Here is a 21,866-nt window from a genome sequence, read left to right as displayed (position 1 = left end):
CCCGCCATTCTCGGTGATGGCCAATGTCTCCGGGCGCATGGCCGACGCCGCCTATCGTCATGTCACCTCGGCGTTGGCGCGCCTGGCGCCCGGCGGACGTCTCGTTGCCATCACCGGCGCCAGCTTCGCACCCGAGATCCCGAAATGGCGGGACGCCTTCATGCGATTGCAGGAGCATGGGCGCGTCGTCTTCACCGCTGCGATCGACGGTGCGGTCTATGCGCGCCATGGCACCGCCATCGACACGCGGCTGACGGTGGTCGACAAGATCGCGGCCGATGATCCCACCGCGTTTCCGGCATCGCGGGGCATCGCGCCTGATGTCGCGACGCTGCTTGGCTGGATCGAGGCGGACATGCCGCCCCGCGCACCGGCTTCCTTGCCGGCGATCTCCCAACAGCCGGTCAACCAGGCGCGCTCGACCGCAGCGGCGCCCTGCGCCTACGGTGGTATCAGCACCGCATCGTCTATCGCCGAGCCGACAGGCGAAGAGCTCACCTATGAGACGGTCGACTGGACTCCGCCGCAGGGCGGGCAACTCACCGATGCGATCTACGAGGAATACGCGCTTCAGTCGATCCGCATTCCCGGCTCTCAGACGCATCCGACCCGACTTGTGCAATCGGCCGCCATGGCCTCGGTGGCGCCGCCGACACCGAACTATCGCCCGCATCTGCCAGCAGCGCTCGTGGCCGACGGCACTCTCTCCGACGCCCAGCTCGAAAGCGTGATCTATGCCGGCGAAGCCCATGCCCAGCATCTCGCCGGCGCATGGACCGTCGACGAGACCTGCGATGTGGTCACTGCCGCGGCGGAGGACGCCGCCGAGGCTGTCCGCTTCCGGCGTGGCTGGTTCCTCGGCGACGGCACCGGCGCGGGCAAGGGCCGCCAGGTCGCTGGCATTCTGCTCGACAACTGGCTCAAGGGCCGTCGCCGCGCCGTCTGGGTCTCCAAATCCGACAAGCTGCTCGAGGATGCGCAGCGCGACTGGTCGGCGCTCGGCCAGGAACGACTCCTCGTTACGCCCCTGCCGCGTTTTCGCCAGGGCACGCCCATCCGCCTGCGGCAGGGCATCCTATTCACCACCTATGCCACGCTGCGCTCCGACGAGCGCGGATCCAAGGTTTCGCGTGTCCGGCAGATCGTCGATTGGTTGGGAGAGGATTTCGATGGAGTGATCATTTTCGACGAAAGCCACGCCATGCAGAACGCCGCCGGATCGAAGGGCGAACGTGGCGACCAGGCCGCCTCGCAGCAGGGCCGCGCGGGACTGCGCCTGCAGCACGCGCTCGCCAACGCACGCGTCGTCTACGTCTCGGCGACCGGCGCCACGACGGTCCACAATCTCGCCTATGCCCAGCGGCTTGGTCTCTGGGGTGGCGAGGATTTCCCCTTCGCCACCCGCGCCGAGTTCGTCGAGGCGATTGAGGATGGCGGGGTCGCAGCCATGGAGGTGCTGGCGCGCGACCTCAAGGCGCTCGGCCTCTACCAGGCCCGCTCGCTGTCCTATGAAGGGGTCGAATACGAGTTGGTCGAGCACCAGCTCACCGACGAGCAGCGGCGCATCTACGACGCCTATGCGGGCGCCTTCGCCATCATTCACAACAATCTCGATGCCGCCATGCAGGCGACCAACGTCACGGGCAGCGAAGGTACGCTCAACCGGCAGGCCAAATCGGCCGCCCGCTCGGCCTTCGAAAGCGCCAAGCAGCGCTTCTTCAACCACCTCATCACGGCGATGAAGACGCCTTCGCTGATCCGCGCCATCGACGCCGATCTCGAAGCGGGCCATGCCGCCGTCATCCAGATCGTCTCGACCGGGGAAGCCCTGATGGAACGTCGTTTGGCCGAGATTCCGACCGAGGACTGGAACGACGTCCAGGTCGACATCACGCCGCGCGAATATGTGCTCGACTACCTGGCCCATTCCTTCCCTGTGCAGCTCTACGAGCCCTTCACCGACTCCGAGGGCAATCTGTGTTCCCGCCCGGTAACTCGCGATGGCCAGCCCGTCGAAAGCCGCGAGGCCGTCGCAAGGCGCGACAGGCTGATCGAGAAGCTCGCCTCGCTGCCGCCGGTCCCCGGCGCGCTCGACCAGATCATCCATCGCTTCGGCACCGACATGGTCGCCGAAGTCACGGGCCGTTCGCGCCGCATCGTCCGCAAGCCCGGTGCCGGCGCCACCGCTGATCGCCTCGCCGTAGAAGGCCGCGCGATCTCGGCAAACCTCGCCGAAACCCAGGCCTTCATGGATGACGCCAAGCGTATCCTTGTCTTCTCGGACGCCGGGGGCACAGGGCGCTCCTATCATGCCGACTTTGCGGCGAAGAACCAGCGGCTGCGCGTCCACTATCTGCTGGAACCGGGCTGGAAGGCGGACGCCGCGATCCAGGGCCTCGGGCGCACCAACCGCACCAATCAGGCGCAGCCTCCGCTGTTCCGTCCGGTCGCCACGGATGTGAAGGCGGAGAAGCGCTTCCTCTCCACCATCGCCCGCAGGCTCGATACTTTGGGCGCGATCACCCGCGGCCAGCGCCAGACCGGCGGCCAGGGCCTGTTCCGCGCCGAGGACAATCTCGAAAGCGCCTATGCACGCGACGCGCTGCGCCGGCTCTATCTGATGATCGTCGGCGGCAAGGTCGCAGGCTGCCCGCTTCAGACCTTCGAAACGTCCACGGGGCTGAAGATCGTGGACGACACCGGCATCAAGGATGACCTGCCGCCGATCACCACCTTTCTCAACCGGCTTCTGGCGCTCACCATCGATCTGCAGAACATCCTGTTCGCGCATTTCGAGCAGATCCTCACCGCCCGGATCGAGGGTGCCATCGCCAGCGGCACATATGATGTCGGGCTGGAAACGCTGAGGGGCGAGCAGTTCACGGTCACCGACCGGCAGGTAATCCACACGCATCCAGCCACCGGCGCGGAGACTACGCTGCTCACCGTCGCGCAGCGGGAGCGCAACCATCCCGTCACGCTCGACGAGGCGCTCGACCATCTCGCCGATCCGCGTGCGGCCCTGCTGGTCAACGAGCGATCGGGCCGGGCCGCCGTGCGCGTTCCGACCACCAGCGTGATCGACGACGACGGTGTCGTCGAACGCCGGGTGCGCCTGATCCGGCCGATGGAGTCCACCAAGGTGCCCGTCGCAATGATGGGCGACACGCACTGGGTCGAAACCGACCGCGAAACGTTTGCGCGCATCTGGGACACCGAGGTGGCGGCGGTCCCGGAGTTTACCGACAGCATCGTGCATATAGTTTCCGGACTGTTGCTGCCGATATGGAAGCGCCTGCCCAATGAATCGACGCGGGTCTACCGGCTGCAGACCGATGATGGCGAGCGGATCATCGGCCGCAAGGTCTCACCAACCTGGGCCGCGAACGCGGCGACGACGGGCGCCGCCAGCCTTTCGGCGAACGACGCCATCGCTGCGCTCACCGACGGCCGCACGGTCCTCGATCTCTCCGAGGGCCTGCAACTTCGCCGCGCCCGCGTCATGGGCGCGAACCGTATCGAGCTTACCGGCTTCACCGACACGATGCGCGACCGCCTCAAGGCCTATGGCCTCTTCGGCGAGATCATCTCGTGGAAGTTCCGGCTGTTCGTCCCGACCGACGCGTCCGGCGCTGCGGTCCTCGCCAAGCTGCTGGAGCGGTTTCCGGTCGAGCGCATCGCCGAGCGGGAGGCAGCATGATGACCCGCGACGCATCCGATCTTGCACATCGTCTCGGTCGGCGGGCCGAGGCCGTGTGCCGCGAATATCTTTCCAGCGGGCGGCGCGAGGGCCGCTACTGGATGGTGGGCGACGTGCGCAACACAAAGGGGCGCTCGATGTTCGTGCGCCTGACAGGCCCCGAGTCCGGCAAGGGCGCGGCGGGCAAATGGACCGACGCAGCGACGGGTGAACACGGTGACTTGCTCGATGTGATCCGTGAAAGCTGCGGTCTTGTCGAGTTCAGGGACGTCGCCGACGAGGCGCGGCGGTTCCTCAGCCTGCCGTATCCCGCACCGGAGCCCGCATCATCACCCGGACGCAAATCGCCCGCGCCAACAGGTTCGCCACTGGCGGCCAAGCGACTGTTCTCGATGGCGCAGCCGATTACGCGCACACCCGCGGAATCGTATTTCCGTAGACGCGGCATTACGGCATTGCACGGAACCGGGTCGCTGCGGTTTCATCCGCGCTGCTATTACCGGCCCGACGAGCATAGCCAGACAGAGAACTGGCCGGCCCTGATCGCATCGGTCACTGATCTCGACGGTCACCAGACCGGCGCGCATCGCACCTGGCTCGACCCGAACGGCTTCAGCGAGGCGACGCTCGGCAAAGCTCCGATCGAGACGCCACGACGCGCAATGGGCGACCTGCTCGGCCATGCCGTCCGGTTCGGTGTTGCGGGGGAGGTCATGGCGGCGGGCGAAGGGATCGAGACCATGCTGTCGCTGCGATGCGTACTGCCCGAGATGCCGATGGCAGCCGCGCTCTCCGCAGCCCATCTCGCCGCCATCTTGTTCCCGGACACACTGCGTCGGCTCTATATCGTCCGCGACGACGACCCGGCTGGCGACGGCGCGCGGGATACGCTGGTTGAACGAGCCGATGCGCTCGGCATAGAGGCGCTGCCACTCTCGCCGATGCTGGGCGATCTCAACGAGGATCTGCGCCTACGGGAAATCGACGCCTTCCGGGCCTCGATCCGGGTCCAACTCGCCCCGCAGGATGTCGCCAGGTTCATGGAGTCCGTTCTGTCCGCCTGAACGGGGCAGCGGTGCGGGATATGGCGGTGACGTCGCAGCCTTCGTCAACGCCTCCCCGTGAATGCCGGAGAGGGCCGCGCCCCGGCCTTCTTCAGAGGGCGACCGGACAGCAGGCGGCCCGGTCCGGCAATGGCTACGGCCAACGATTTTCCGGCGGCCCTGCGGGCCTTTCCATCGCGAAACAAAATCGCCGGCCTCCGCCATCCTCCGCTGCCGCTCCGGTCCTTGCGCTGCCGCTCCAGGATGCAGGCCCGGCCCGCCCGCCGTCTTTCGGCGCCATGAAGGCCGCGGCGGGCGCGGCCAACCGACAAAGGGAGCCACCCGATGACACTCGACGACGACACCTTCGAACCCCATCACGAATCCTCGCCAACCGAGCACGCGCTGAACGAACTGGAACTCCACGGCTACCGTCACGACGGGCACGGCCCGGATCCACGCCTCGTCCCGGAGGACAACGTCATCGCCGGCGCAGTCTCCGACATCTTCGACGCCCTCATCGCCACCATGGCCGACACGGCTCTCGATGGCGAACTTGATGACCTCCTCTGGTCGACCGTCAACATGTTCCACCGCGCTGCCGACCGGCTCGAACGCAAACTCGACGACAACGAGCAGGCCCAGAAGCGCGGACAGCGCGAACAGGACGGCTCCGAAATCAAGGCGGTCGAGCTCGAACGGCTCATCGAGACCGGACAAGGCCTCATCGAACGCCGCGACAGCCTGGAAGTATTCCGCGACAGCGCCGCCGAGCACTATCTCCGCACCACCGGATCACCCTGGTCATCGCGCACCGGCTCGCAGGTGAATCATCGCGCCCTGACATCGGCGATGATCGACAGTCGGGACTTCATCTCCGAACGCAAACGCGCCAACCGCGAGGTGCTGTTGCCCGCAGGTCCAAAGGTCGCCGTCTCCGGAGGCGCCGACTACAACGATCACAAGCTGATCTGGGACAAGCTCGATCAGGTTTACGCCAAGCATCCGGACATGGTGCTGATGCATGGCAAATCGCCCAAAGGCGCCGAGAAGATTGCCGCCCGGTGGGCCGATCATCGCAACGTCACCCAGATCGGCTTCGCACCGGACTGGACGAAGCACGGTCGCGCAGCACCCTTCAAGCGCAATGACCAAATGCTCGATGTCCTTCCGATCGGGGTCATGGTGTTCCCCGGCACCGGCATTCAGGAGAACCTCGCCGACAAGGCCAGGAAGCTCGGCATTCCGGTCTGGCGGTTCGAATGAACCGCCACAAATAGTGGCCTTACGGGACGGATCTGACCTTCAGTTTGGGTTACTGCGAACGCTTGAATGCTGCTGTCGCTACGCCCATTGCTATCAGGGCGCTTCCGCCCAGCCGGGAGAACCAGGCCAAAACCGATGGGCGAGCAATTTTCGTCCGTAACTTGTCAGCCAATAGCGCATAGACAAGTGCGTTGATCGCGGCCAGTCCGACGAATGTGACAACCAGAATTGCGAACTGCGGGATAAGCGGAAGATCAACGACCACAAACTGAGGAACGAACGCGATGAAGAACACGATCGACTTGGGATTGAGTGCTGTCACGGCCGCGGCGTGTCCGAACACGCTTAATGTGTTCGATTCCGTGACTTTCTCCAATTCGTCAAGCGAAGCCGTTGATGCACTTCGGAAAAGTTTGATCCCGAGATAAATCAGATACACCGCGCCGACCCACTTCAGGGCCGTAAACAGAGTGGCCGACGCAAGAACCAATGCCCCCAAGCCAGCAAGGGAAGCTGACATTGCGATAAGGTCACCCAACGCCACGCCACCGACAGTCGCTAACGCCACCCGTTTTCCTTGGCTGATCGCATAGCTGAGGACCAGTAGAACGGTGGGTCCTGGAATGAGCAAGAGCGCGATGGAGGCTGCAACAAACGCAAGCCAGATCTGAAAATCCATGAGAACACCTTTCGAGATTTCCAGCGAGCCAGCCACAGGGATGAAATGATGTAAAGAAAAAATATGGGATCGCTTTGTGCTTGGTAGCGCTAGTCACTCTCGGGCTCGTAGCGACCCGACCCGCTCGCGGTTCAACCCTTGGTATGGTAAAGTTGTGACGTGCGCCGAGGTGGTGGTGGAGGCGCAACCGTTCGAACCTCATCTTACGGAGATGCCACCATGATTATTGCAATTCTCGGATCCATCACTGCAATTGCAGTCCTCTGCTGGTTGCTGTTCACGCTCGCCATCTACGCTTTGCCGGCGCTCGGCGGAGTGGCGGCAGGAATGTGGGCCTATCAGACCGGCGCGGGCCTGCCGGGCAGCGTCCTTGTCGGTCTTGTCGGCGCGGGCCTTGTGTTCGGCCTTGCGCAGTTCCTCATCCTGTTCGCCCGGCCAATGTGGTTGAAACTCGCCGTAGCGCTCGCTTTCGTCGCACCTGCCGCCGTTGCGGGCTTTCACGCCACCCACGGCATCGTCAAACATCTCATGCCGTCGGAGACCTGGCAGACCGTCTTCTCCGTGATCGGCGCGGTGGCGGTCGGCATCACGGCGTTCGTGCGCCTGACCTCAATGGCCCCGCCCGGGCCTACCGGACAGACGCCTGCCAGCATCTGAATGCCATTGCAGGCGAAGCCGGGACAGGGGCTGAGGTCTTGTGCCGCGTCCGTGTCGAAGGCTGAGCGAAGCGGAGACGCGGTGTGGGACGCATCGACGATTTCAGTCGAGAACCGGCACGCCCGGACGGCATGGCGTAGTCTACCCCGAACAGCGCAACCGGTACCGGACGCAGATTGGCTTGCTTCCGCATCAGGTGGCATTGCTGGATATGCAGCGGACTGGCCTGCAGCGCTAAAGACGACTTCCGTTGCTTCGCCGGACACAAACCGGGGCACTCAGAGCTGCCATTCCCTCCTTGAACGATCCCAGTGAGCCGACCGCTCCAAACGGCCTCTTCAATGGGCTGATCTGGCCGAAGACCGGCTGCGCCTCGATCGCCTATGGCGCAATGACGCCCGTCAAGTTTCTTCCCCTGCCGGCTGCGCCGTCATTCCTCGCGAGGCAAGAAACCCGCCGGATCGCCCTCCTCCGCTGACGCTGCGGTCGCAAGCGATGCGCCGTCGATCGCCTCCGGCCCCTCCGATCGCCATCGAGGCCGCATGGTGCGGGCTCGAAACCAGTGATCAAGGAGAACTACCATGGCAACCATCGGCACCTTCAAGAAGTCCGGCAACGAATTCACCGGCGAAATCGTCACCCTCAACGTGCAGGCCAAGAATGTCCGCATCGTCCCCGAAACCAACCAGACCAGCGAGAACGCTCCCAGCCACCGCGTCCTGGTGGGCCGCGCCGAAATCGGGGCAGCCTGGTCCAAGCAGTCGGGTGAAGGCCGCGACTATCTCGGCCTCAAGCTCGACGATCCGAGCTTCACCGCTCCGATCTACGCCAACCTCTTCGACGACGAGGACGGCGGTTACAGCCTCATCTGGTCCCGCCCCACCCGCCGCAACGGCGAGTGAAGCCAGACAGGTTCCCGCCCGGCAAGCCCGGGCGGGACCTCTTCTATCGCCGACCGAATCAGTTGCACCGCCAACCACAGATTGCCCGATTCAAAACGGTTTTTCTGCTTTCAAATTTGCAAAAGGCGACTATTATAGTCGTTTTAGTGGCGTGAATGCCGAGGTCTGTAGGAGGTGATCATGCATGATCACCGCCCGACAGGCACGGGCCGCGCGCGCATTGCTCGGTTGGACACAAGAGATGCTCGCAGAGAAGGCCCTGGTTTCGCTGACCGCGCTCAAGCGCCTCGAGTCTGTTAACGGACTCAAGGTGCATGAGAGCACATGCGACCAGATTCGCCGGGCGCTGGAAGCAGCAGGCATCGTCTTCCTGTCTTCTGACCGAGGAGAAGGAGTGATGATTGTCGATGCCGCGAACCCTACCAAGCCAGAAGCGCTGGCCTGACGACGGAGGTGTCAGGCGCAATGCGCCACACCTTTCGCAGCGATATTTCGGCGCGCCTCTACAAATTTCGGCAAATTGCGTTAACCATATGCACCGAGGCCTCGCGCCAAGAGACTGGGGGACAGATGGGGCAAGCTGACTTTCTGGACGAGCCGCCGCATAGCGAAAACCTGACCGAATACGATCGTGCGCATTTCGCGACCTATCTTCGTTTGCTCGATGCGGAGGCCGATGCCGCGCATTGGGCAGAAGCTGTCCGCATTATTTTTGGGCTCGATCCAGACGTGCAGCCCGAGCGAGCTCAACACGTTCACCAGACACATCTCGACCGCGCGCATTGGATGACGGAGAACGGCTACCGCGATCTTCTTCGATCCGCCTATCACTGACAGGTGATGCGCAAAACGCATCTCCATATGTCGGTTGCCCGGCTATCCAAGTTTCAATTTTAACGCGATCTTCCAACGACCTGCGAACCACCGCGTAGAGTCGGGGAGGAAATCGGCATGGTGGCGGAAACAAACTGGCGCGACCCGACGGACTATCGATATCTGAACGGTCTGAACCCTTCCGAACTCGCCTGGGAATTTCTCAGGCGCAATCCCGAATATGAAAGGGAAGTCTCGGCTTCCGATCCGGCGGACTATCACGCCGCGACAGCGCTGACGGCGCACTGGGGGTTGCGCTTTCCCGATAGCGCCGTACTTGTCCGCTCCAAATGCAGACATCTTCTGGAGCCCTGCTGTCGATCCGAGCGTCCTGATCTTCGCCCCTCAGCAGGGGCCAAACATGACAACCGTGAACTTCAAGGTCGTTCCGGCCGATGCCCGACCATCGGATGAAGGCCTCTATATTCACTTCGTGATTGACACCGATCACTTCGTGGCAATCTGCCTCGACGGCAGAGTACCCGACGGACCGGTCGCGGCAGTTACGCTCATCGACCAGTTCATGCAGGACCGAGTCGATGCGATTGTTCGGTTTCGCGATGCTGTCCTCTATCACCGGAGATTGCCTGACAGGCGATTGACGCCGCAACGCAGGCAACGCCTCATCGAAAGCCTCCGCGCAATCGACGCACGCCAAGCAGGCGCCACCTATCAGGAAATCGCCGAAGCCGTCTTCGGCGCCGCACCAGTCAACGCCATCACCTGGAAGTCCACTCCTTTGCGCGACACCGTTATGCGTCGCGTCGCCGCCGGCTTTGACCTAGTCGCCGGCGGCTATCGCCGCCTCCTTCTCGGCCACCGCCCCGCCTGAGACTAGAGGCCATCGGGGTGCGAATTTTCTTTAGAATCTTCGCACTCCCCCACGCCCATCCTTCTCCGCCACCGTGACCCTGACGCCCCGCCGATATCCGGCGGCGCCAACAAGGATCACGGAGGCACGATCATGTCCGCAGCCACCGCCGGCATTCCGCCGCGCTATCTGAGAACGCCCGAAGCAGCGCGCTTTCTCAGCCTTTCCGCCCGAACCCTCGAAAAGCACCGCACCTACGGGACCGGTCCTGCCTACCGCAAACTCGGTGGCCGTGTCGTCTACTCCGTCGATGACCTGCAGGCCTGGGCGGAACGCGGCGCCAAGCAATCCACCTCCGACCCCGGCGCCGGCACGGTCCTTCCGGCCAAACGTCATGACGACCCGTCGTCTGCCGAAAACCGCTGATTATTCCCATGACGGCGCGGCCTCGCAGATCGGAACGGGAGCAGCTTGAGCTGTTCCGCGCTCTGCCGAGCGATCTCGCGCCGCGCGATACGCAGGACCTCATGGCCTATCCGTTTTTCTCCCTGTCCAAATCCCACCGCGTCGAGCCGATCGAATACCGTTCCGGCGAGATCGCCATCCGCGTGGAAGCCGTGCCAGAGCATGGCATGGCCACGATCTGGGATGCGGACATCCTGATCTGGGTGGCCAGCCAGATCGTCGAGGCGCGCGACAACGGCTTTCGCACGTCGCGCCTGATCGCAACCACCCCATACGAAATCCTGACCTTCGTCGGACGTGGCACCAGTGCGCGCGACTATCGCCGGCTGAGAGCCGCGCTCGACCGGCTGCAATCGACGACTGTCGCGACCACCCTGCGGCAGCCACCGTCCAATCCACGCGGGCGAAGTGAAGGTCCGCCGAGCAGTCGTACGACCGGTCGGCGCATGCACCGCTTCTCCTGGATCAACGAATGGACCGAACGCGCCGATGCGTTCGGCAATCCGGATGGCATCGAACTCATCGTGCCGGATTGGTTCTACAAGGCGGTGCTGGACGAGGCGCTCGTCCTCACCATCGACCGCGCCTATTTCGGCCTCAAGGGCGGGATCGAGCGCTGGCTCTACCGGATCGTGCGCAAGCATGGCGGCCGACAGAAACGCGGCTGGCGGTTCGACTTCCGGCACCTCTACGTCAAATCCGGAAGCCTCTCGCCGTTCAAGCGTTTCTCCTTTGAACTGCGCGCAATCATCCAGCGCCAGCCGCTGCCAGGCTACTCCCTGTTTCTCGAAATCGAGGCGGGCGGCCGCACGCTGCTCGCCTTCGAGCCGGCGCCCTGTGGACAGGCTGTGGAAGCCGTCGTGCTATCAGGAACCCCGACTATCGTGCCATCGGGAACCGACCCATCGTGCTATCAGGAACCCAAGCCGCGTCTAACCTCTTCCGCAGAAAGCGAAAATCGACCCCTTAACTTAGAGTCTAACAAAGAATCTAACTTTTGTAGGAGCGCGTCTTCTGGGGAAAACCACTCTCCGACACACCGAAAAGAGGAAGAGCGCAGACGCCAGACGGCATTCTCTGAACGCGATGACGACGCTGTCTCCAAGAGCGATCCGGCCCGTACTGGCGAGAGAGGCGCGTCATGATCGCGGCGCTCCTCAATCAGAAAGGCGGTGTCGGCAAGACGACGCTCGCCTTGCATCTCGCCGGTGAATGGGCGCGAGGCGGGGCCACTGTCACCCTGATCGATGCCGACCCGCAGGGATCGGCGCTCGACTGGTCGGAACGGCGCAGCCATGAGGGCCTGCCGCGACGCTTCGGCGTCATTGGCCTGGCGCGGGATACGCTCCATCACGAAGCCCCCGAGCTCGCCCGCACTGCCGATCATGTCGTCATAGACGGTCCGCCGCGTGTCGCGGGACTGATGCGTTCGGCGCTGCTTGCCGCCGATGTCATCCTCATTCCGGTGCAGCCGTCACCCTTCGATGGCTGGGCCTCGGCGGAGATCCTGCGCCTGATCGAGGAGGCACGGATATTCCGGCCGCAACTCGCCGTGCGCTTCGTCCTCAACCGCTGTCCGGCACGAACCATCATCGCACGCGAGACCGGCGATGCGCTCGCCGACCAGGACCCGCCCGCGCTCCGCACGACGATCGGCCAGCGCGTCATCTTCGCCTCGGCTGCTCAATCCGGCCGCCTCGTTTGCGAGTGCGACGCAGACAGCATCGCCGCGCGGGAAGTGGCGGCGCTCGCGGCCGAGATCGGAAGGCTCGCTCCATGAGCGACCGTCCAAACCGCCGCGCCTTCGCCGCGAGACCGGGCGATCCCGAGCAATGGATCAGGTCCGCCGATGCCGCACCCCGTGACGGCAAGCCCTCCGGATTCACCGCGCGCCTGACCGTCGACATCACGCCCGAACTGCGCGGGCGCATCAAGATCGCCGCGTTCCAGCGCGGCGTCACCGTCGCCGACATGCTGCGCGACCTGCTCGCCCACGAATTCCCCAAAGACGAAGGAGACCTCCCATGACCGGCGCCACGGCCTCCGGTGTCGGCGCCAGCCCGGTGCCGTCTGCCCACACTTCAGACGCACTCACCCATATCGAACTGACCTGGATCGAGGGCAGGATCGAATACTGGATTCGCTTCGGCCGTGCGGCCGGCGAGCGGATCATCGACCGCCGAAGGCGCGTCGTATCTTTCCGTCCCGGCGCCATCTTCGCCTTTGTGCGCTGGGCGTCCAACGACTATGGCACGGTCATCTCGCGCATCGACATCGTGCGCCCCGTCGAGCCCGGCGCCGCATACCAGACGCTGCCTTTCGTGCGACCCGGCGGGGAAATCCTGCTCAAGATCGAAGGCTGGCCGAAGGTCGAGAAGGTGCTCCAGCACATCGACGCAGTGGAAGCCGCCGACGTCGATCCCTGCGAAGTCGCAGCCGATCACTGGCGTCATGTGGCGCACCGGATGAGCGCCGGCCAGGAACCGCGTCCCTACACGCGGGAGCGTCACCAGGCCTGGCTCAAGCGGCGGGAGATCGAACGATGACCCGCTTCGGCTACGTGATGCTTACCTACTTCACCGTCATGGGCGTCGCCGCGGCCGCCATCGTTCCGACATCGCTGAAGCTCGTCTGGAATGTGTCGGCCAGCGCACCGATCGGGCTCTACCGCATCGAACCCGCCGCGCATCTCGACGTCCCCGATCTGGTCGCCGTGATGCCGCCCGAGCCGCTCGAGGACTTCATGGTCGAGCGCGGCTACATCGGCCGCGACGTGCCGATCCTGAAGCGCGTCCTCGGGCTGCCGGGACAGCGCATATGCCGGATTGGCCGCACCATCACGGTCGACGGAATCGCGATGGGCGAGGCCCGCGACCGTGATCAACTGGACCGCCCGCTGCCGGTCTGGAGCGGCTGCCGCACAGTCGCTGACAACGAACTCTTCCTCATGAACTGGCAAGTCCCCGACAGCCTCGACGGGCGGTATTTCGGACCGCTCCCGGCGACGACCGTCATCGGCCGGGCCGTCCCTCTCTACACCGACGAAGACGGCGATGGCCGCTTCGTCTGGCGTGCGCCGACGCGGTGATGCCGTACGCCTTCCAATAATCCCACCGCATCCCAACAGGAGTTCATCATGCCCCAGATCGGACAATTCACCCGCACAGCAGACGGCTACAGCGGACGCATGCGCTCGCTGTCCTTCGACTGCGCGCTCACTTTCGTCGCGGCCGAGAATGCCGACAGCGAGAACGCACCGGCCTACCGCGTTCATCTCGGCGACGAGACCGGCCCGGAAGTCGGTGCCGGCTGGAAACATACCGGCGACCGCGCGGGCACGTTCATCTCCGTCGTCCTCGACGATCCCGCCTTTGCGGTTCCGGTGCGTGCCCGGCTGTTCCAGTCTGATGAGGACGGACGCGACTGGGGCCTGCACTGGACGCGTCCGAAGAAGCGCGACGAGCAGGACTGATCGATGCCGCTCATCGGTCCGTCAGCAGCACTGCGGCGGTGCGGTCCCTGCGGCCGCATCGTCCTCCTTCTCCTTTCCGGCCTGGTCATCGCCGCGTTCGATACCAGCGGCGCATCTGCGCAGCCGACGCCAACCGGACGACAAGAAGTCCGCGATCCCATTGCCGCGCATATTGCCGAGGCGGCGCAGCGGTTCGGCATTCCCGAGCACTGGATTGTCGCCGTCATGCGTGCCGAAAGCGCTGGCAATACGCGCGCGGTCTCTCGTGCCGGCGCTCAAGGGTTGATGCAGGTCATGCCGGCTACCTGGGACCATCTGCGCGCCCGCTATCGGCTCGGCTCCGATCCCTTCGACCCGCGCGACAACATCCTGGCGGGCACCGCCTATCTGCGCGAAATGTACGACCGTTACGGCACGATCCCGGCGATGCTCGCGGCATACAATGCGGGTCCCGACCGCTATGATGAGTATCTCGCGACGGGCCGACCGTTGCCCGCCGAAACCCGCGCCTATGTCGATCTGCTTGCACCGGCGCTGGGCGCAACGGTGCCGTCAGCCGGCGCTCCGGCTGCGCCATCACCGCCACCCGACTGGCGCGAGGCGCCGCTGTTCGTCCCGCGCCCAGTTGAACGCAGGACGGTCGCGCACCGCGCCACCGACAAGCACCCGGACGGCACCTCCGCTTCCGTGCCGGTGCAGCCCGATGCCGGGGATCAGTCACATCCCAAAACCATCTTCATTGCGGAGGATGACACGGGGGGTGAACCATGACGCATCTAACCTCTTATCGCATGATCTCGGGCTCTGGCGTGTCATGGAGTGCGCGAAGGGGAGCCGCAGGAATCACAACCGACCGATGGCAGGATAAAAGGGCGCACATTGTGCGCCGGTCGGTCGGTTGTTTTGTTTGGATTTTCTGGCGCGTTCCGCACATTGTCCGACCTCGCCGCAATGTGTGCAGAGCGCTCAACTTCCCAGCTTTGCAGGGCTTTTCGCACATTGCGGAACGGCGCCATGGCCGATGACCGCGAGTTCCGCGTCCGCCCTGGCCGCATCCGTTCGACTCGCGCCCAGGCGGCGCGTCCCTTCATCGCCCAGGCGCTGGCGGCGGCGAAGAAGGCGGGCGGCGGCGTGTCGCGATCCGGGCGCATCACCTCCGGCAACCGCTCGCGCTTCGGCCATGGCCAGCGGGCCAGCATCCAGGCCAATCGTCTCATCACCGAGCGCTCGCGCGGCGCCGTCATCAAGGTGCGCGTGGTGCGCCATTCCGCCCGTGCCGTGCCGCTGGGCACCCATCTCGATTATCTGCGCCGCGATGGCGTCACACGCGACGGGGAGAAGGCACAGCTATTCGGGCCGGGAGAGGAGGAAGCGGATGGCAGCGCCTTTGCCGAGCGTTGCGAGGATGACCGGCATCATTTCCGATTCATCGTTTCGCCTGATGATGCGCTGGAAATGTCGGACCTGCGATCCTTCACCAGCGACCTCGTTGGCCAGATGGAAAAGGATCTCGGCACCGAGCTCGACTGGGTCGCCGTCGATCACTGGAACACCGAGCACCCGCATGTCCATCTGATCGTGCGCGGCGTACGCGACGGTGGCGAAGACCTCGTCATCTCGCGGGACTACATCACGGAAGGCATGCGCGACCGGGCGCGCCATCTCATCACCCAGGAGCTTGGCCCCCGCACCGACCTCGATATCCGACGGACACTCGAAAGCCAGATCGAGACCGAGCGCTGGACACAGCTCGACCGTCAGCTTGTGCGCGTTGGCCGGCGGACCGGCGTCATCGACCTCGCCCTGCAGCCGGGCGAACAGCCCGATGAATTCCATGCGCTGAAGGTCGGGCGCCTGCGTAAGCTGGAAACACTTGGCCTCGCAGAGCAGGTCGGCCCCGGTCAATGGATGATCGGCGAAAGGGCCGAGGCGACGCTGCGCGCGCTCGGCGAGCGCGGCGACATCATCAAGCGCATGCACCGTGCCCTGACCGAGCGCGGCATCGAGCGCAGATCGGCGGACTATGTGCTGGCGGCCGAAAGCCTCGACACGCCGATCGTCGGCCGCCTGGTCGAGCGCGGGCTCGACGACGAACTCAAAGGCACGGCCTATGCGGTGGTCGATGGCGTTGATGGACGCAGCCATCACATCAAGCTCGCCGATCTCAATGCTGCCGGCGACAGCACGCCGGGCTCGATCGTCGAATTGCGCGCCTATGACGATTCCCGTGGCCAGCGGCGGGTCGCGCTCGCGGTGCGCTCCGATCTCGACATCGAACGACAGGTGATCGCATCGGGGGCGACTTGGTTGGACCGGCAGAACATCGCGCGCGAGCCGGCCGCGCTCTCCGAAGGCGGCTTCGGCGCGGAGGTGCGCAATGCCCTCGACAGGCGGGCGGCCCATCTGCTCGGGGAAGGCTTTGCCGAGCGGCAGGGTCGGCGCATCGTCTTCAGCCGCAATCTTATCGACACGCTGCGTCGGCGCGAGGTGGAAAAGCTCGGAGAGAAATTGGCGGCGAAGACCGGGCAGTGGTTCCAGCGCGCCAGTAGTGGCGAATATGTGGCTGGGACCTATCGCCAGCGTCTGACGCTCGCCTCGGGACGCTTCGCGATGATAGACGACGGACTCGGCTTCCAGCTCGTGCCCTGGACGCCCTCGATGGAGAAGCATCTCGGCCGCCATATCTCCGGCGTCGCGCGCGAGGACGGTGGTGTCGACTGGAGCTTCGGCCGCAAGCGAGGGCTGGGGCGGTGAAGGCAATGTAGCCGGCCACGCTGGGGTGTTACACGACGACAGCCCCGCGCGCATAATGCGACTTGGTAGGCGGAAAATACCTAACCCATCTCGACCCGTTTTGGTTCTTTTTGTAAGCTGCGACATATATCGTCCAATCCAAGCACCACAGGGTAGCGATGATGACGAATTCGGTGCAGACGCTAAGTGAATCCCAGCGGCGTTTGGTCGCTGAATGGGCCGCCGAATGTGCCGAGCGCGTACTTTGGCTATTCGAAGCTGAAAGCCCCAGCGATGACCGTCCTCGCTCCGCCATTGCCCGAGCGCGGGCATTCGCCCGCGGAGAGCTGGATACCGCAGTGGAAATACGCCAACGGTTCGGGGGTGGTAGCGCAGCGCGTGAAGTGAAATCACCGGCGGCCGCTGCTGCGGCCAGAGCTGCCGGTCAAGCTTCGGCGGTCTGCCACATGGGTGCACATGCGCTGGGGGCGGCGGCATATGCGGTCAAAGCCGTCAGTCTGGCAGCCCCAGACCGACCGGAAGCCGCGCAGAACGAGATTGAGTGGCAGGTCGGACACATGACGGTTGCAGTGCGATCAGCACTTCGGTCGCTTCCTCCAGTCGGCGAGAACCGATCAGGTCCTCTCGGGCCCGGGCTCCTCGCCTCAGGTCAACTTGGGACGATCATTCGCAACCTTCAGGCCCGCCTTGCCGATGACAACGAGCGGCACCCAAATCACCTAGCGTGACCTCTCGCATCAGAGAGGAGAAGGGTCGGTCATATATCGTGATGAATCTGCCTGATCTCCGATTCGAGTTGAAATGGGCCATCCACCCAATATCAGCTCCCTTCAGTATCGCCGACATTCACAAGTCTTATGCCAACCGACCAGAGCCGGATCATTCGAGGCAGTGCGTTGGACGGCCCGGTGGCTCCATCCTCATTCCGACGCGCGTTTGTGTATCCGCTACTTGCCGTTTCTACGGCAATGGCAGGAACGGACTTGTCAGCCGCGATCCAAGTCGCCAGCGTACTGGCATTTGCTCGGACTATGCGTCATGTCTGGTACGAAAATTCTCTGGGGTCAGATTTTCACTGTCTTCACGACTGTCCTCACTACCACCTGGGTGGCTACCGAGTGGACAGCCTGGCGGCTTGGCTTTCAGCCCCAACTCGGCCCGCCGTGGTTCGAGGTCGCCGGCTGGCCGATCTATTATCCGCCGGCCTTCTTCTGGTGGTGGTACATCTACGATGCCTATGCCCCGCAGATCTTCATCGAGGGCGCCGTCATCGCCGTTTCGGGCGGGTTCATCGCTATAGCGGTCGCAATCCTCATGTCGGTCTGGCGCGCCCGCGAAGCGCAGAGTGTCGATACCTACGGATCAGCGCGCTGGGCGAAACTCGATGAAATCAAGGCCGCTGGCCTGCTCGGACCCGACGGTGTCGTCCTCGGCAAGCTCAAGGATGACTATCTGCGCCATGAAGGCCCGGAGCATGTTCTGTGCTTCGCGCCGACCCGCTCGGGTAAGGGCGTCGGTCTGGTTATTCCCTCGCTTTTGACTTGGCCGGGCTCGGCCATCGTTCACGACATCAAGGGGGAGAACTGGCAACTCACGGCAGGCTTTCGTGCCCGGCACGGCCGCGTGCTCCTGTTCGACCCGACCAACCCGAACTCGTCCGCCTACAATCCCTTGCTTGAGGTTCGCCGCGGCGAGTGGGAGGTCCGCGATGTCCAGAACATCGCCGATATCCTCGTTGATCCTGAGGGCTCACTCGAAAAGCGCAATCACTGGGAGAAGACCAGCCATGCCCTCCTGGTCGGCGCCATCCTCCATGTCCTCTATGCCGAGAAGGACAAGACGCTCGCCGGTGTCGCCGCCTTCCTGTCCGACCCGAAGCGCCCCATCGAATCCACGCTCGCCGCCATGATGAAGACCGCGCATCTGGGTGACGCCGGCCCGCATCCGGTGATCGCCAGCGCAGCGCGCGAGCTGCTCAACAAATCGGACAACGAGCGCTCCGGCGTCCTCTCCACCGCCATGTCGTTCCTCGGGCTCTACCGCGATCCCGTCGTCGCCAAGGTGACGCGCCGCTGCGACTGGCGCATCACCGACATGGTCGGCGGCAAGCGCCCGGCGACGCTCTATCTCGTCGTGCCGCCCTCCGACATCAACCGAACCAAGCCGCTCATCCGCCTCATCCTCAATCAGCTCGGCCGACGGTTGACCGAAGACCTGCAGGCCAGGACCGCGCGGCACAAATTGCTTCTGATGCTGGACGAGTTCCCCGCGCTCGGCCGCCTCGACTTCTTCGAGAGCGCGCTTGCCTTCATGGCAGGCTACGGACTCAAGAGTTTCCTGATCGCGCAGTCGCTGAACCAGATCGAGAAGGCCTACGGGCCGAACAACTCGATCCTCGACAATTGCCATGTCCGGGTGAGCTTCGCGACCAATGACGAACGTACCGCCAAGCGTGTATCGGACGCCCTCGGCACGGCGACCGAGATGCGTGCGATGAAGAACTACGCCGGGCATCGGCTCTCGCCCTGGCTCGGTCATCTGATGGTGTCGCGGCAGGAAACGGCTCGGCCGCTACTGACGCCCGGTGAGGTCATGCAGCTCCCCCCAGCGGACGAAATCGTCATGGTCGCCGGCATATCGCCCATTCGCGCGAAGAAGGTTCGCTACTACGAGGACCTGCGTTTCCAGGATCGGATTCTGCCACCGCCGTCGAAGCCAGAACCCCCGGATGCCGAAAAAGACGAATGGAGCACGTTGCCATTGCCACCCAAACCGACCCTACACGCCAACGGCTCTGGCAGTGCTGAATACGAGGAGGACACCACAGATTCCGAGCGGCGGCGCCAGCCTGAGCTCAGCCGTGTCCAGCCCGTCGAGAAGAAGGAGCCAATCGAAAACGAGTTCGAGATCGCCCTCGTCGACGACGATCAGGAAGAAGCTGCGCGCAACAGCCGGATGACCCGCGTCCTGCAACGCGTCGCACGACAGGTATCTATGGACTCCAAAGACGGGATGGAGCTTTAGCCCATGCCCGGCCGCAAGAAGAAGACGCAGATTTCCGTTTATCTCGACTCGGATGTCATGACGATGCTGGCGGACTATGCTGCCTGTCGTGAGCGGTCGCAGTCCATGATTGCAGAGGCCGCGATCGCCTCTTTCCTGTCGCCGGACGACGTGGAAAGGCGCGAAGCCTTGATCGCCAAGCGGCTCGACCAACTCGATCGCCGCTTGGCACGCCTGGAACGAGATGTCGGGATCTCGATCGAGACACTGGCAATCTTCATTCGCTTCTGGCTCGCGACCACACCGGCTCTGCCTGAACCTGCCGCGCAAGCCGCGCGCGCTAAGGCTGGAGAGCGCTATGAGGCATTCATCACAGCACTTGGCCGAAGACTGGCGAAAGGGCCGAAACTCCGGCAGGAGGTTTCCGAGGACATCGCGTTAGACGATGAATAGCGGCGTTGCCGCCGACGTAATGGTGTAGGTCGAATCTGATTTGTTCCGCCAGCCGCTCAAAGTCCGTGTCCGCACCGGGTGTTAGCCTGTCCGTCGCGATCATGGCAATGGCTTCCGAATCAGATCAAACCGAAATACATGACGACCAGCCCGGCCACCGCAATGGCGGCGCGGCTGATATTGGCGACCTGCAGCCGTTTCCGTTTGCCGGTCAAATAAGATGAATCGCTGGGATCAGCGTCCATAATCTGTCGATAGAGCGGCCCGTTGATCTGCTTGGCCACCGTTATGCCAATCGCAAAGATCACCAGCCCTGCGACGAAGATGATATTGTCGAAGCCGAAGAAAATTAAATAGACGAACATCCCAAAGAAGGGGACGATCGTCGATGCCAGAACGAAGGGCGAGTAGCCGGCACGCTTGTAGAGAAGCGGCATGAAACGGGCGAAAGCGGCAGTATCCATATCGTTGAATATGCGCTGCAGCACATCGGCGACAAACAGCAAAAGTCCGCAAAATAGCGCCGCGAAGGTAAAGAGCAGCAATTCTACCGAAGCCTGACTCATTTTGAGTGCGACCAATCAATATGAACTTACTTGCCGCACGGTAAGTAGTATTACAGCCCATGTCAAGGAACAATGAAGGCGGACTGAGTCGGAGGCCATGGTGAACGAACGCAACCCATCGACACGCGAGAGGATCATTGCAGTTGCAACAACCGCTTTCGCGACACAGGGCTTTGAACAATCGAGCCTGCGGGAAATCGCCGAGGAACTCGGCTTCTCCAAGGCCGCCCTCTATTATCATTTCCGCTCCAAGGAAGACCTCGCCCGCGCGATTATCGTACCCATGACCGAGGCTTTCGACGATGTCCTCTCCGCTGCCGAGGCACAGGATAATCCCGACCGGGAGACACTGCTCGGCGAGATATTCGACCTGCTGTTCTCCCATTTCGCCGTGTATCGGGTCGTTATGCGGGACGCCTCGATCTTACGCGCGGTCGATCTTGAGCGCTGGTCAGGAGAATGGATCGAGCGGATCAGCCACATTTTGGTCGGGCCAGATCCTGATGTTGTCGAGACAGTCCGCGCAGTCATGGCGGTTGGTGGGCTGGCGCGAACTCTTTTTCTGACCGCTACGATGCCGCCGAGTACCGTGAAGACGGAAGCCGTTCGCGCGGCAATGCGCGTCCTAGACGCCGATACGAAGGATGAGTCGTGAACCGTTCGCCTTCGCGAGGGGCGGCTTAAGAAGGCTATGGTGCGGACATAGTTCTCGTCGTTTTCGGCCCGCTATGACGAATGGATGAGGCACAACATCGCCGTTTTCCTGTCTTTGCACGCTACCCTACGACGACGCTAATTCCTTGTTGAATTAGCCCCAAATCAGGCTCTTTTAATCATCCCCGCATGGGGACCGTCCGGCTTGTCCCCATGAGATCGGGGATCGGATGGCAGCCTCACAACACAATTCGGAGGGGATCGCACGCGGCGCGCGGATGCTGCGCACCGCGCTCGGTCCCGCCATCGCGACCTTTCTGGAGGACCGCGGCGTCGTTGAGGTAATGCTGAACCCGGACGGGCGCCTCTGGATCGACCGCCTCTCCGAAGGCCTATCCGATACGGGCGAGCGCCTGGCACCGGAAGACGGCGAACGCATCATCCGCCTGGTCGCCCATCATGTCAGCGCCGAGGTCCATGCGGCGAGCCCGCGCGTCTCGGCGGAGCTTCCCGGAACGGGGGAGCGGTTCGAGGGGCTTCTGCCGCCGGTCGTGGCGGCCCCGGCCTT

The 21,866-nt window shown here is 63.6% G+C and carries 24 protein-coding genes and 1 pseudogene; 23 read left to right on the top strand and 2 right to left on the bottom strand.

Annotation, left to right across the window (positions count from 1 at the left end):
• The 3 genes from CMI59_RS15515 to CMI59_RS15505 form a co-directional block, all read left to right on the top strand.
• On the top strand, positions 1-3,700 hold a 3,700-nt coding region (locus CMI59_RS15515), incomplete at its 5' end, for a strawberry notch family protein (protein ID WP_293329139.1).
• Positions 3,700-4,764 (top strand): toprim domain-containing protein, encoded by a 1,065-nt coding sequence (locus tag CMI59_RS15510; RefSeq protein ID WP_293329140.1) that lies wholly within the window; start codon positions 3,700-3,702, stop codon positions 4,762-4,764. The genes CMI59_RS15515 and CMI59_RS15510, both read left to right, overlap by 1 nt.
• A 324-nt stretch (positions 4,765-5,088) precedes the next feature.
• Positions 5,089-6,009 carry a DUF2493 domain-containing protein gene (locus tag CMI59_RS15505; RefSeq protein ID WP_293329138.1) on the top strand — a complete coding sequence of 307 codons (921 nt, stop codon included), beginning with the start codon at positions 5,089-5,091 and terminating at the stop codon, positions 6,007-6,009.
• A 49-nt stretch (positions 6,010-6,058) separates the two neighbouring features.
• On the opposite strand, the gene CMI59_RS15500 is transcribed toward CMI59_RS15505, so the two are convergent.
• A complete protein-coding gene (locus CMI59_RS15500) occupies positions 6,059-6,688 on the bottom strand; it encodes a LysE family translocator (protein ID WP_293329137.1) in 630 nt (209 codons plus the stop codon).
• A gap of 219 nt (positions 6,689-6,907) precedes the next feature.
• Here CMI59_RS15500 and CMI59_RS15495 point away from each other — a divergent pair, with 219 nt between their 5' ends.
• The 18 genes from CMI59_RS15495 to CMI59_RS15420 all read left to right on the top strand — a co-directional run bounded on the left by CMI59_RS15495 (position 6,908) and on the right by CMI59_RS15420 (position 20,078).
• Positions 6,908-7,345: a hypothetical protein gene (locus CMI59_RS15495; protein ID WP_293329136.1), complete on the top strand. Its 438-nt coding sequence runs from the start codon at positions 6,908-6,910 to the stop codon at positions 7,343-7,345.
• Positions 7,346-7,926: 581 nt separating this feature from the next.
• The gene (locus tag CMI59_RS15490) at positions 7,927-8,247 is read left to right on the top strand and encodes a DUF736 domain-containing protein (RefSeq protein WP_293329135.1); all 321 of its coding nucleotides are present in this window, start codon (positions 7,927-7,929) and stop codon (positions 8,245-8,247) included.
• A gap of 184 nt (positions 8,248-8,431) precedes the next feature.
• Entirely contained in the window at positions 8,432-8,692 is a 261-nt protein-coding gene (locus CMI59_RS15485) for a helix-turn-helix domain-containing protein (protein WP_293329134.1), read from the top strand.
• 20 nt (positions 8,693-8,712) lie between these two features.
• A complete protein-coding gene (locus CMI59_RS15480) occupies positions 8,713-9,081 on the top strand; it encodes a DUF2285 domain-containing protein (RefSeq protein ID WP_339614235.1) in 369 nt (122 codons plus the stop codon).
• A gap of 117 nt (positions 9,082-9,198) precedes the next feature.
• A complete protein-coding gene (locus CMI59_RS16945; RefSeq protein WP_363102541.1) occupies positions 9,199-9,534 on the top strand; it encodes a DUF6499 domain-containing protein in 336 nt (111 codons plus the stop codon).
• A complete protein-coding gene (locus tag CMI59_RS15475) occupies positions 9,482-9,952 on the top strand; it encodes a DUF2285 domain-containing protein (RefSeq protein ID WP_293329133.1) in 471 nt (156 codons plus the stop codon). The genes CMI59_RS16945 and CMI59_RS15475 overlap by 53 nt, the downstream gene beginning before the upstream one ends.
• Before the next feature lie 132 nt (positions 9,953-10,084).
• Complete coding sequence (locus CMI59_RS15470; protein WP_293329132.1) at positions 10,085-10,357, top strand: helix-turn-helix domain-containing protein; 273 nt, start codon at positions 10,085-10,087, stop codon at positions 10,355-10,357.
• 8 nt (positions 10,358-10,365) lie between these two features.
• Entirely contained in the window at positions 10,366-11,541 is a 1,176-nt protein-coding gene (locus CMI59_RS15465; protein WP_293329131.1) for a replication initiator protein A, read from the top strand.
• On the top strand, positions 11,538-12,176 hold the full coding sequence (parA, locus tag CMI59_RS15460) for a ParA family partition ATPase (protein WP_293329130.1): 639 nt from the start codon (positions 11,538-11,540) through the stop codon (positions 12,174-12,176). Before CMI59_RS15465 ends, parA begins: the two co-directional genes overlap by 4 nt.
• Positions 12,173-12,424, top strand: coding sequence for a hypothetical protein (locus tag CMI59_RS15455; RefSeq protein WP_293329129.1), 252 nt, complete (start codon positions 12,173-12,175; stop codon positions 12,422-12,424). Before parA ends, CMI59_RS15455 begins: the two co-directional genes overlap by 4 nt.
• Positions 12,421-12,942 carry a DUF2840 domain-containing protein gene (locus tag CMI59_RS15450; RefSeq protein WP_293329128.1) on the top strand — a complete coding sequence of 174 codons (522 nt, stop codon included), beginning with the start codon at positions 12,421-12,423 and terminating at the stop codon, positions 12,940-12,942. Before CMI59_RS15455 ends, CMI59_RS15450 begins: the two co-directional genes overlap by 4 nt.
• Positions 12,939-13,484 carry a S26 family signal peptidase gene (locus tag CMI59_RS15445; RefSeq protein WP_293329127.1) on the top strand — a complete coding sequence of 182 codons (546 nt, stop codon included), beginning with the start codon at positions 12,939-12,941 and terminating at the stop codon, positions 13,482-13,484. Before CMI59_RS15450 ends, CMI59_RS15445 begins: the two co-directional genes overlap by 4 nt.
• 48 nt (positions 13,485-13,532) lie before the next feature.
• Positions 13,533-13,868, top strand: a complete 336-nt coding sequence (locus CMI59_RS15440) for a DUF736 domain-containing protein (protein WP_293329126.1) — start codon at positions 13,533-13,535, stop codon at positions 13,866-13,868.
• Positions 13,869-13,871: 3 nt separating this feature from the next.
• Complete coding sequence (locus CMI59_RS15435; protein WP_293329125.1) at positions 13,872-14,639, top strand: lytic transglycosylase domain-containing protein; 768 nt, start codon at positions 13,872-13,874, stop codon at positions 14,637-14,639.
• A gap of 243 nt (positions 14,640-14,882) precedes the next feature.
• The gene (locus CMI59_RS15430; RefSeq protein ID WP_293329124.1) at positions 14,883-16,622 is read left to right on the top strand and encodes a VirD2 family relaxase/mobilization nuclease; all 1,740 of its coding nucleotides are present in this window, start codon (positions 14,883-14,885) and stop codon (positions 16,620-16,622) included.
• 158 nt (positions 16,623-16,780) lie between these two features.
• Complete coding sequence (locus CMI59_RS16940; protein WP_363102539.1) at positions 16,781-17,350, top strand: putative immunity protein; 570 nt, start codon at positions 16,781-16,783, stop codon at positions 17,348-17,350.
• 310 nt (positions 17,351-17,660) lie between these two features.
• Positions 17,661-19,646: a conjugal transfer protein TraG gene (locus CMI59_RS15425; RefSeq protein ID WP_293329123.1), complete on the top strand. Its 1,986-nt coding sequence runs from the start codon at positions 17,661-17,663 to the stop codon at positions 19,644-19,646.
• Positions 19,647-19,649: 3 nt separating this feature from the next.
• Positions 19,650-20,078 carry a CopG family transcriptional regulator gene (locus CMI59_RS15420; RefSeq protein WP_293329122.1) on the top strand — a complete coding sequence of 143 codons (429 nt, stop codon included), beginning with the start codon at positions 19,650-19,652 and terminating at the stop codon, positions 20,076-20,078.
• A 119-nt stretch (positions 20,079-20,197) separates the two neighbouring features.
• Here the strand turns inward: CMI59_RS15420 and CMI59_RS15415 are convergent, their stop codons facing one another.
• Entirely contained in the window at positions 20,198-20,659 is a 462-nt protein-coding gene (locus CMI59_RS15415; protein WP_293329121.1) for a hypothetical protein, read from the bottom strand.
• A gap of 82 nt (positions 20,660-20,741) precedes the next feature.
• On the opposite strand from CMI59_RS15415, the gene CMI59_RS15410 reads away from it, so the two are divergent.
• Both CMI59_RS15410 and CMI59_RS15405 read left to right on the top strand, forming a co-directional pair.
• Complete coding sequence (locus tag CMI59_RS15410; RefSeq protein ID WP_293329120.1) at positions 20,742-21,299, top strand: TetR/AcrR family transcriptional regulator; 558 nt, start codon at positions 20,742-20,744, stop codon at positions 21,297-21,299.
• A 229-nt stretch (positions 21,300-21,528) separates the two neighbouring features.
• Positions 21,529-21,866, top strand: a pseudogene (locus CMI59_RS15405) (P-type conjugative transfer ATPase TrbB); the annotation flags it as partial.

It is taken from the genome of Parvibaculum sp. (genome assembly GCF_002684405.1).
In the GTDB taxonomy this organism is placed as follows: domain Bacteria; phylum Pseudomonadota; class Alphaproteobacteria; order Parvibaculales; family Parvibaculaceae; genus Parvibaculum.
The sequence above is the reverse complement of the archived record's forward strand: the minus strand, read 5'-3'. Positions and strand labels throughout refer to the sequence as shown.

Coding starts and splice junctions, on each gene's coding strand:
- CMI59_RS16940 (WP_363102539.1), top strand. CDS start 16,781: ATGATGACGAATTCGGTGCAGACGCTAAGTGAATCCCAGCGGCGTTTG.
- CMI59_RS15510 (WP_293329140.1), top strand. CDS start 3,700: ATGACCCGCGACGCATCCGATCTTGCACATCGTCTCGGTCGGCGGGCC.
- CMI59_RS15485 (WP_293329134.1), top strand. CDS start 8,432: ATGATCACCGCCCGACAGGCACGGGCCGCGCGCGCATTGCTCGGTTGG.
- CMI59_RS15505 (WP_293329138.1), top strand. CDS start 5,089: ATGACACTCGACGACGACACCTTCGAACCCCATCACGAATCCTCGCCA.
- CMI59_RS15475 (WP_293329133.1), top strand. CDS start 9,482: ATGACAACCGTGAACTTCAAGGTCGTTCCGGCCGATGCCCGACCATCG.
- CMI59_RS15500 (WP_293329137.1), bottom strand. CDS start 6,688: ATGGATTTTCAGATCTGGCTTGCGTTTGTTGCAGCCTCCATCGCGCTC.
- CMI59_RS15480 (WP_339614235.1), top strand. CDS start 8,713: ATGCGCCACACCTTTCGCAGCGATATTTCGGCGCGCCTCTACAAATTT.
- CMI59_RS15465 (WP_293329131.1), top strand. CDS start 10,366: ATGACGGCGCGGCCTCGCAGATCGGAACGGGAGCAGCTTGAGCTGTTC.
- CMI59_RS15490 (WP_293329135.1), top strand. CDS start 7,927: ATGGCAACCATCGGCACCTTCAAGAAGTCCGGCAACGAATTCACCGGC.
- CMI59_RS15455 (WP_293329129.1), top strand. CDS start 12,173: ATGAGCGACCGTCCAAACCGCCGCGCCTTCGCCGCGAGACCGGGCGAT.
- CMI59_RS15410 (WP_293329120.1), top strand. CDS start 20,742: ATGGTGAACGAACGCAACCCATCGACACGCGAGAGGATCATTGCAGTT.
- CMI59_RS15435 (WP_293329125.1), top strand. CDS start 13,872: ATGCCGCTCATCGGTCCGTCAGCAGCACTGCGGCGGTGCGGTCCCTGC.
- CMI59_RS15440 (WP_293329126.1), top strand. CDS start 13,533: ATGCCCCAGATCGGACAATTCACCCGCACAGCAGACGGCTACAGCGGA.
- CMI59_RS16945 (WP_363102541.1), top strand. CDS start 9,199: ATGGTGGCGGAAACAAACTGGCGCGACCCGACGGACTATCGATATCTG.
- CMI59_RS15470 (WP_293329132.1), top strand. CDS start 10,085: ATGTCCGCAGCCACCGCCGGCATTCCGCCGCGCTATCTGAGAACGCCC.
- CMI59_RS15495 (WP_293329136.1), top strand. CDS start 6,908: ATGATTATTGCAATTCTCGGATCCATCACTGCAATTGCAGTCCTCTGC.
- CMI59_RS15450 (WP_293329128.1), top strand. CDS start 12,421: ATGACCGGCGCCACGGCCTCCGGTGTCGGCGCCAGCCCGGTGCCGTCT.
- CMI59_RS15420 (WP_293329122.1), top strand. CDS start 19,650: ATGCCCGGCCGCAAGAAGAAGACGCAGATTTCCGTTTATCTCGACTCG.
- CMI59_RS15430 (WP_293329124.1), top strand. CDS start 14,883: ATGGCCGATGACCGCGAGTTCCGCGTCCGCCCTGGCCGCATCCGTTCG.
- CMI59_RS15425 (WP_293329123.1), top strand. CDS start 17,661: ATGTCTGGTACGAAAATTCTCTGGGGTCAGATTTTCACTGTCTTCACG.
- parA (WP_293329130.1), top strand. CDS start 11,538: ATGATCGCGGCGCTCCTCAATCAGAAAGGCGGTGTCGGCAAGACGACG.
- CMI59_RS15445 (WP_293329127.1), top strand. CDS start 12,939: ATGACCCGCTTCGGCTACGTGATGCTTACCTACTTCACCGTCATGGGC.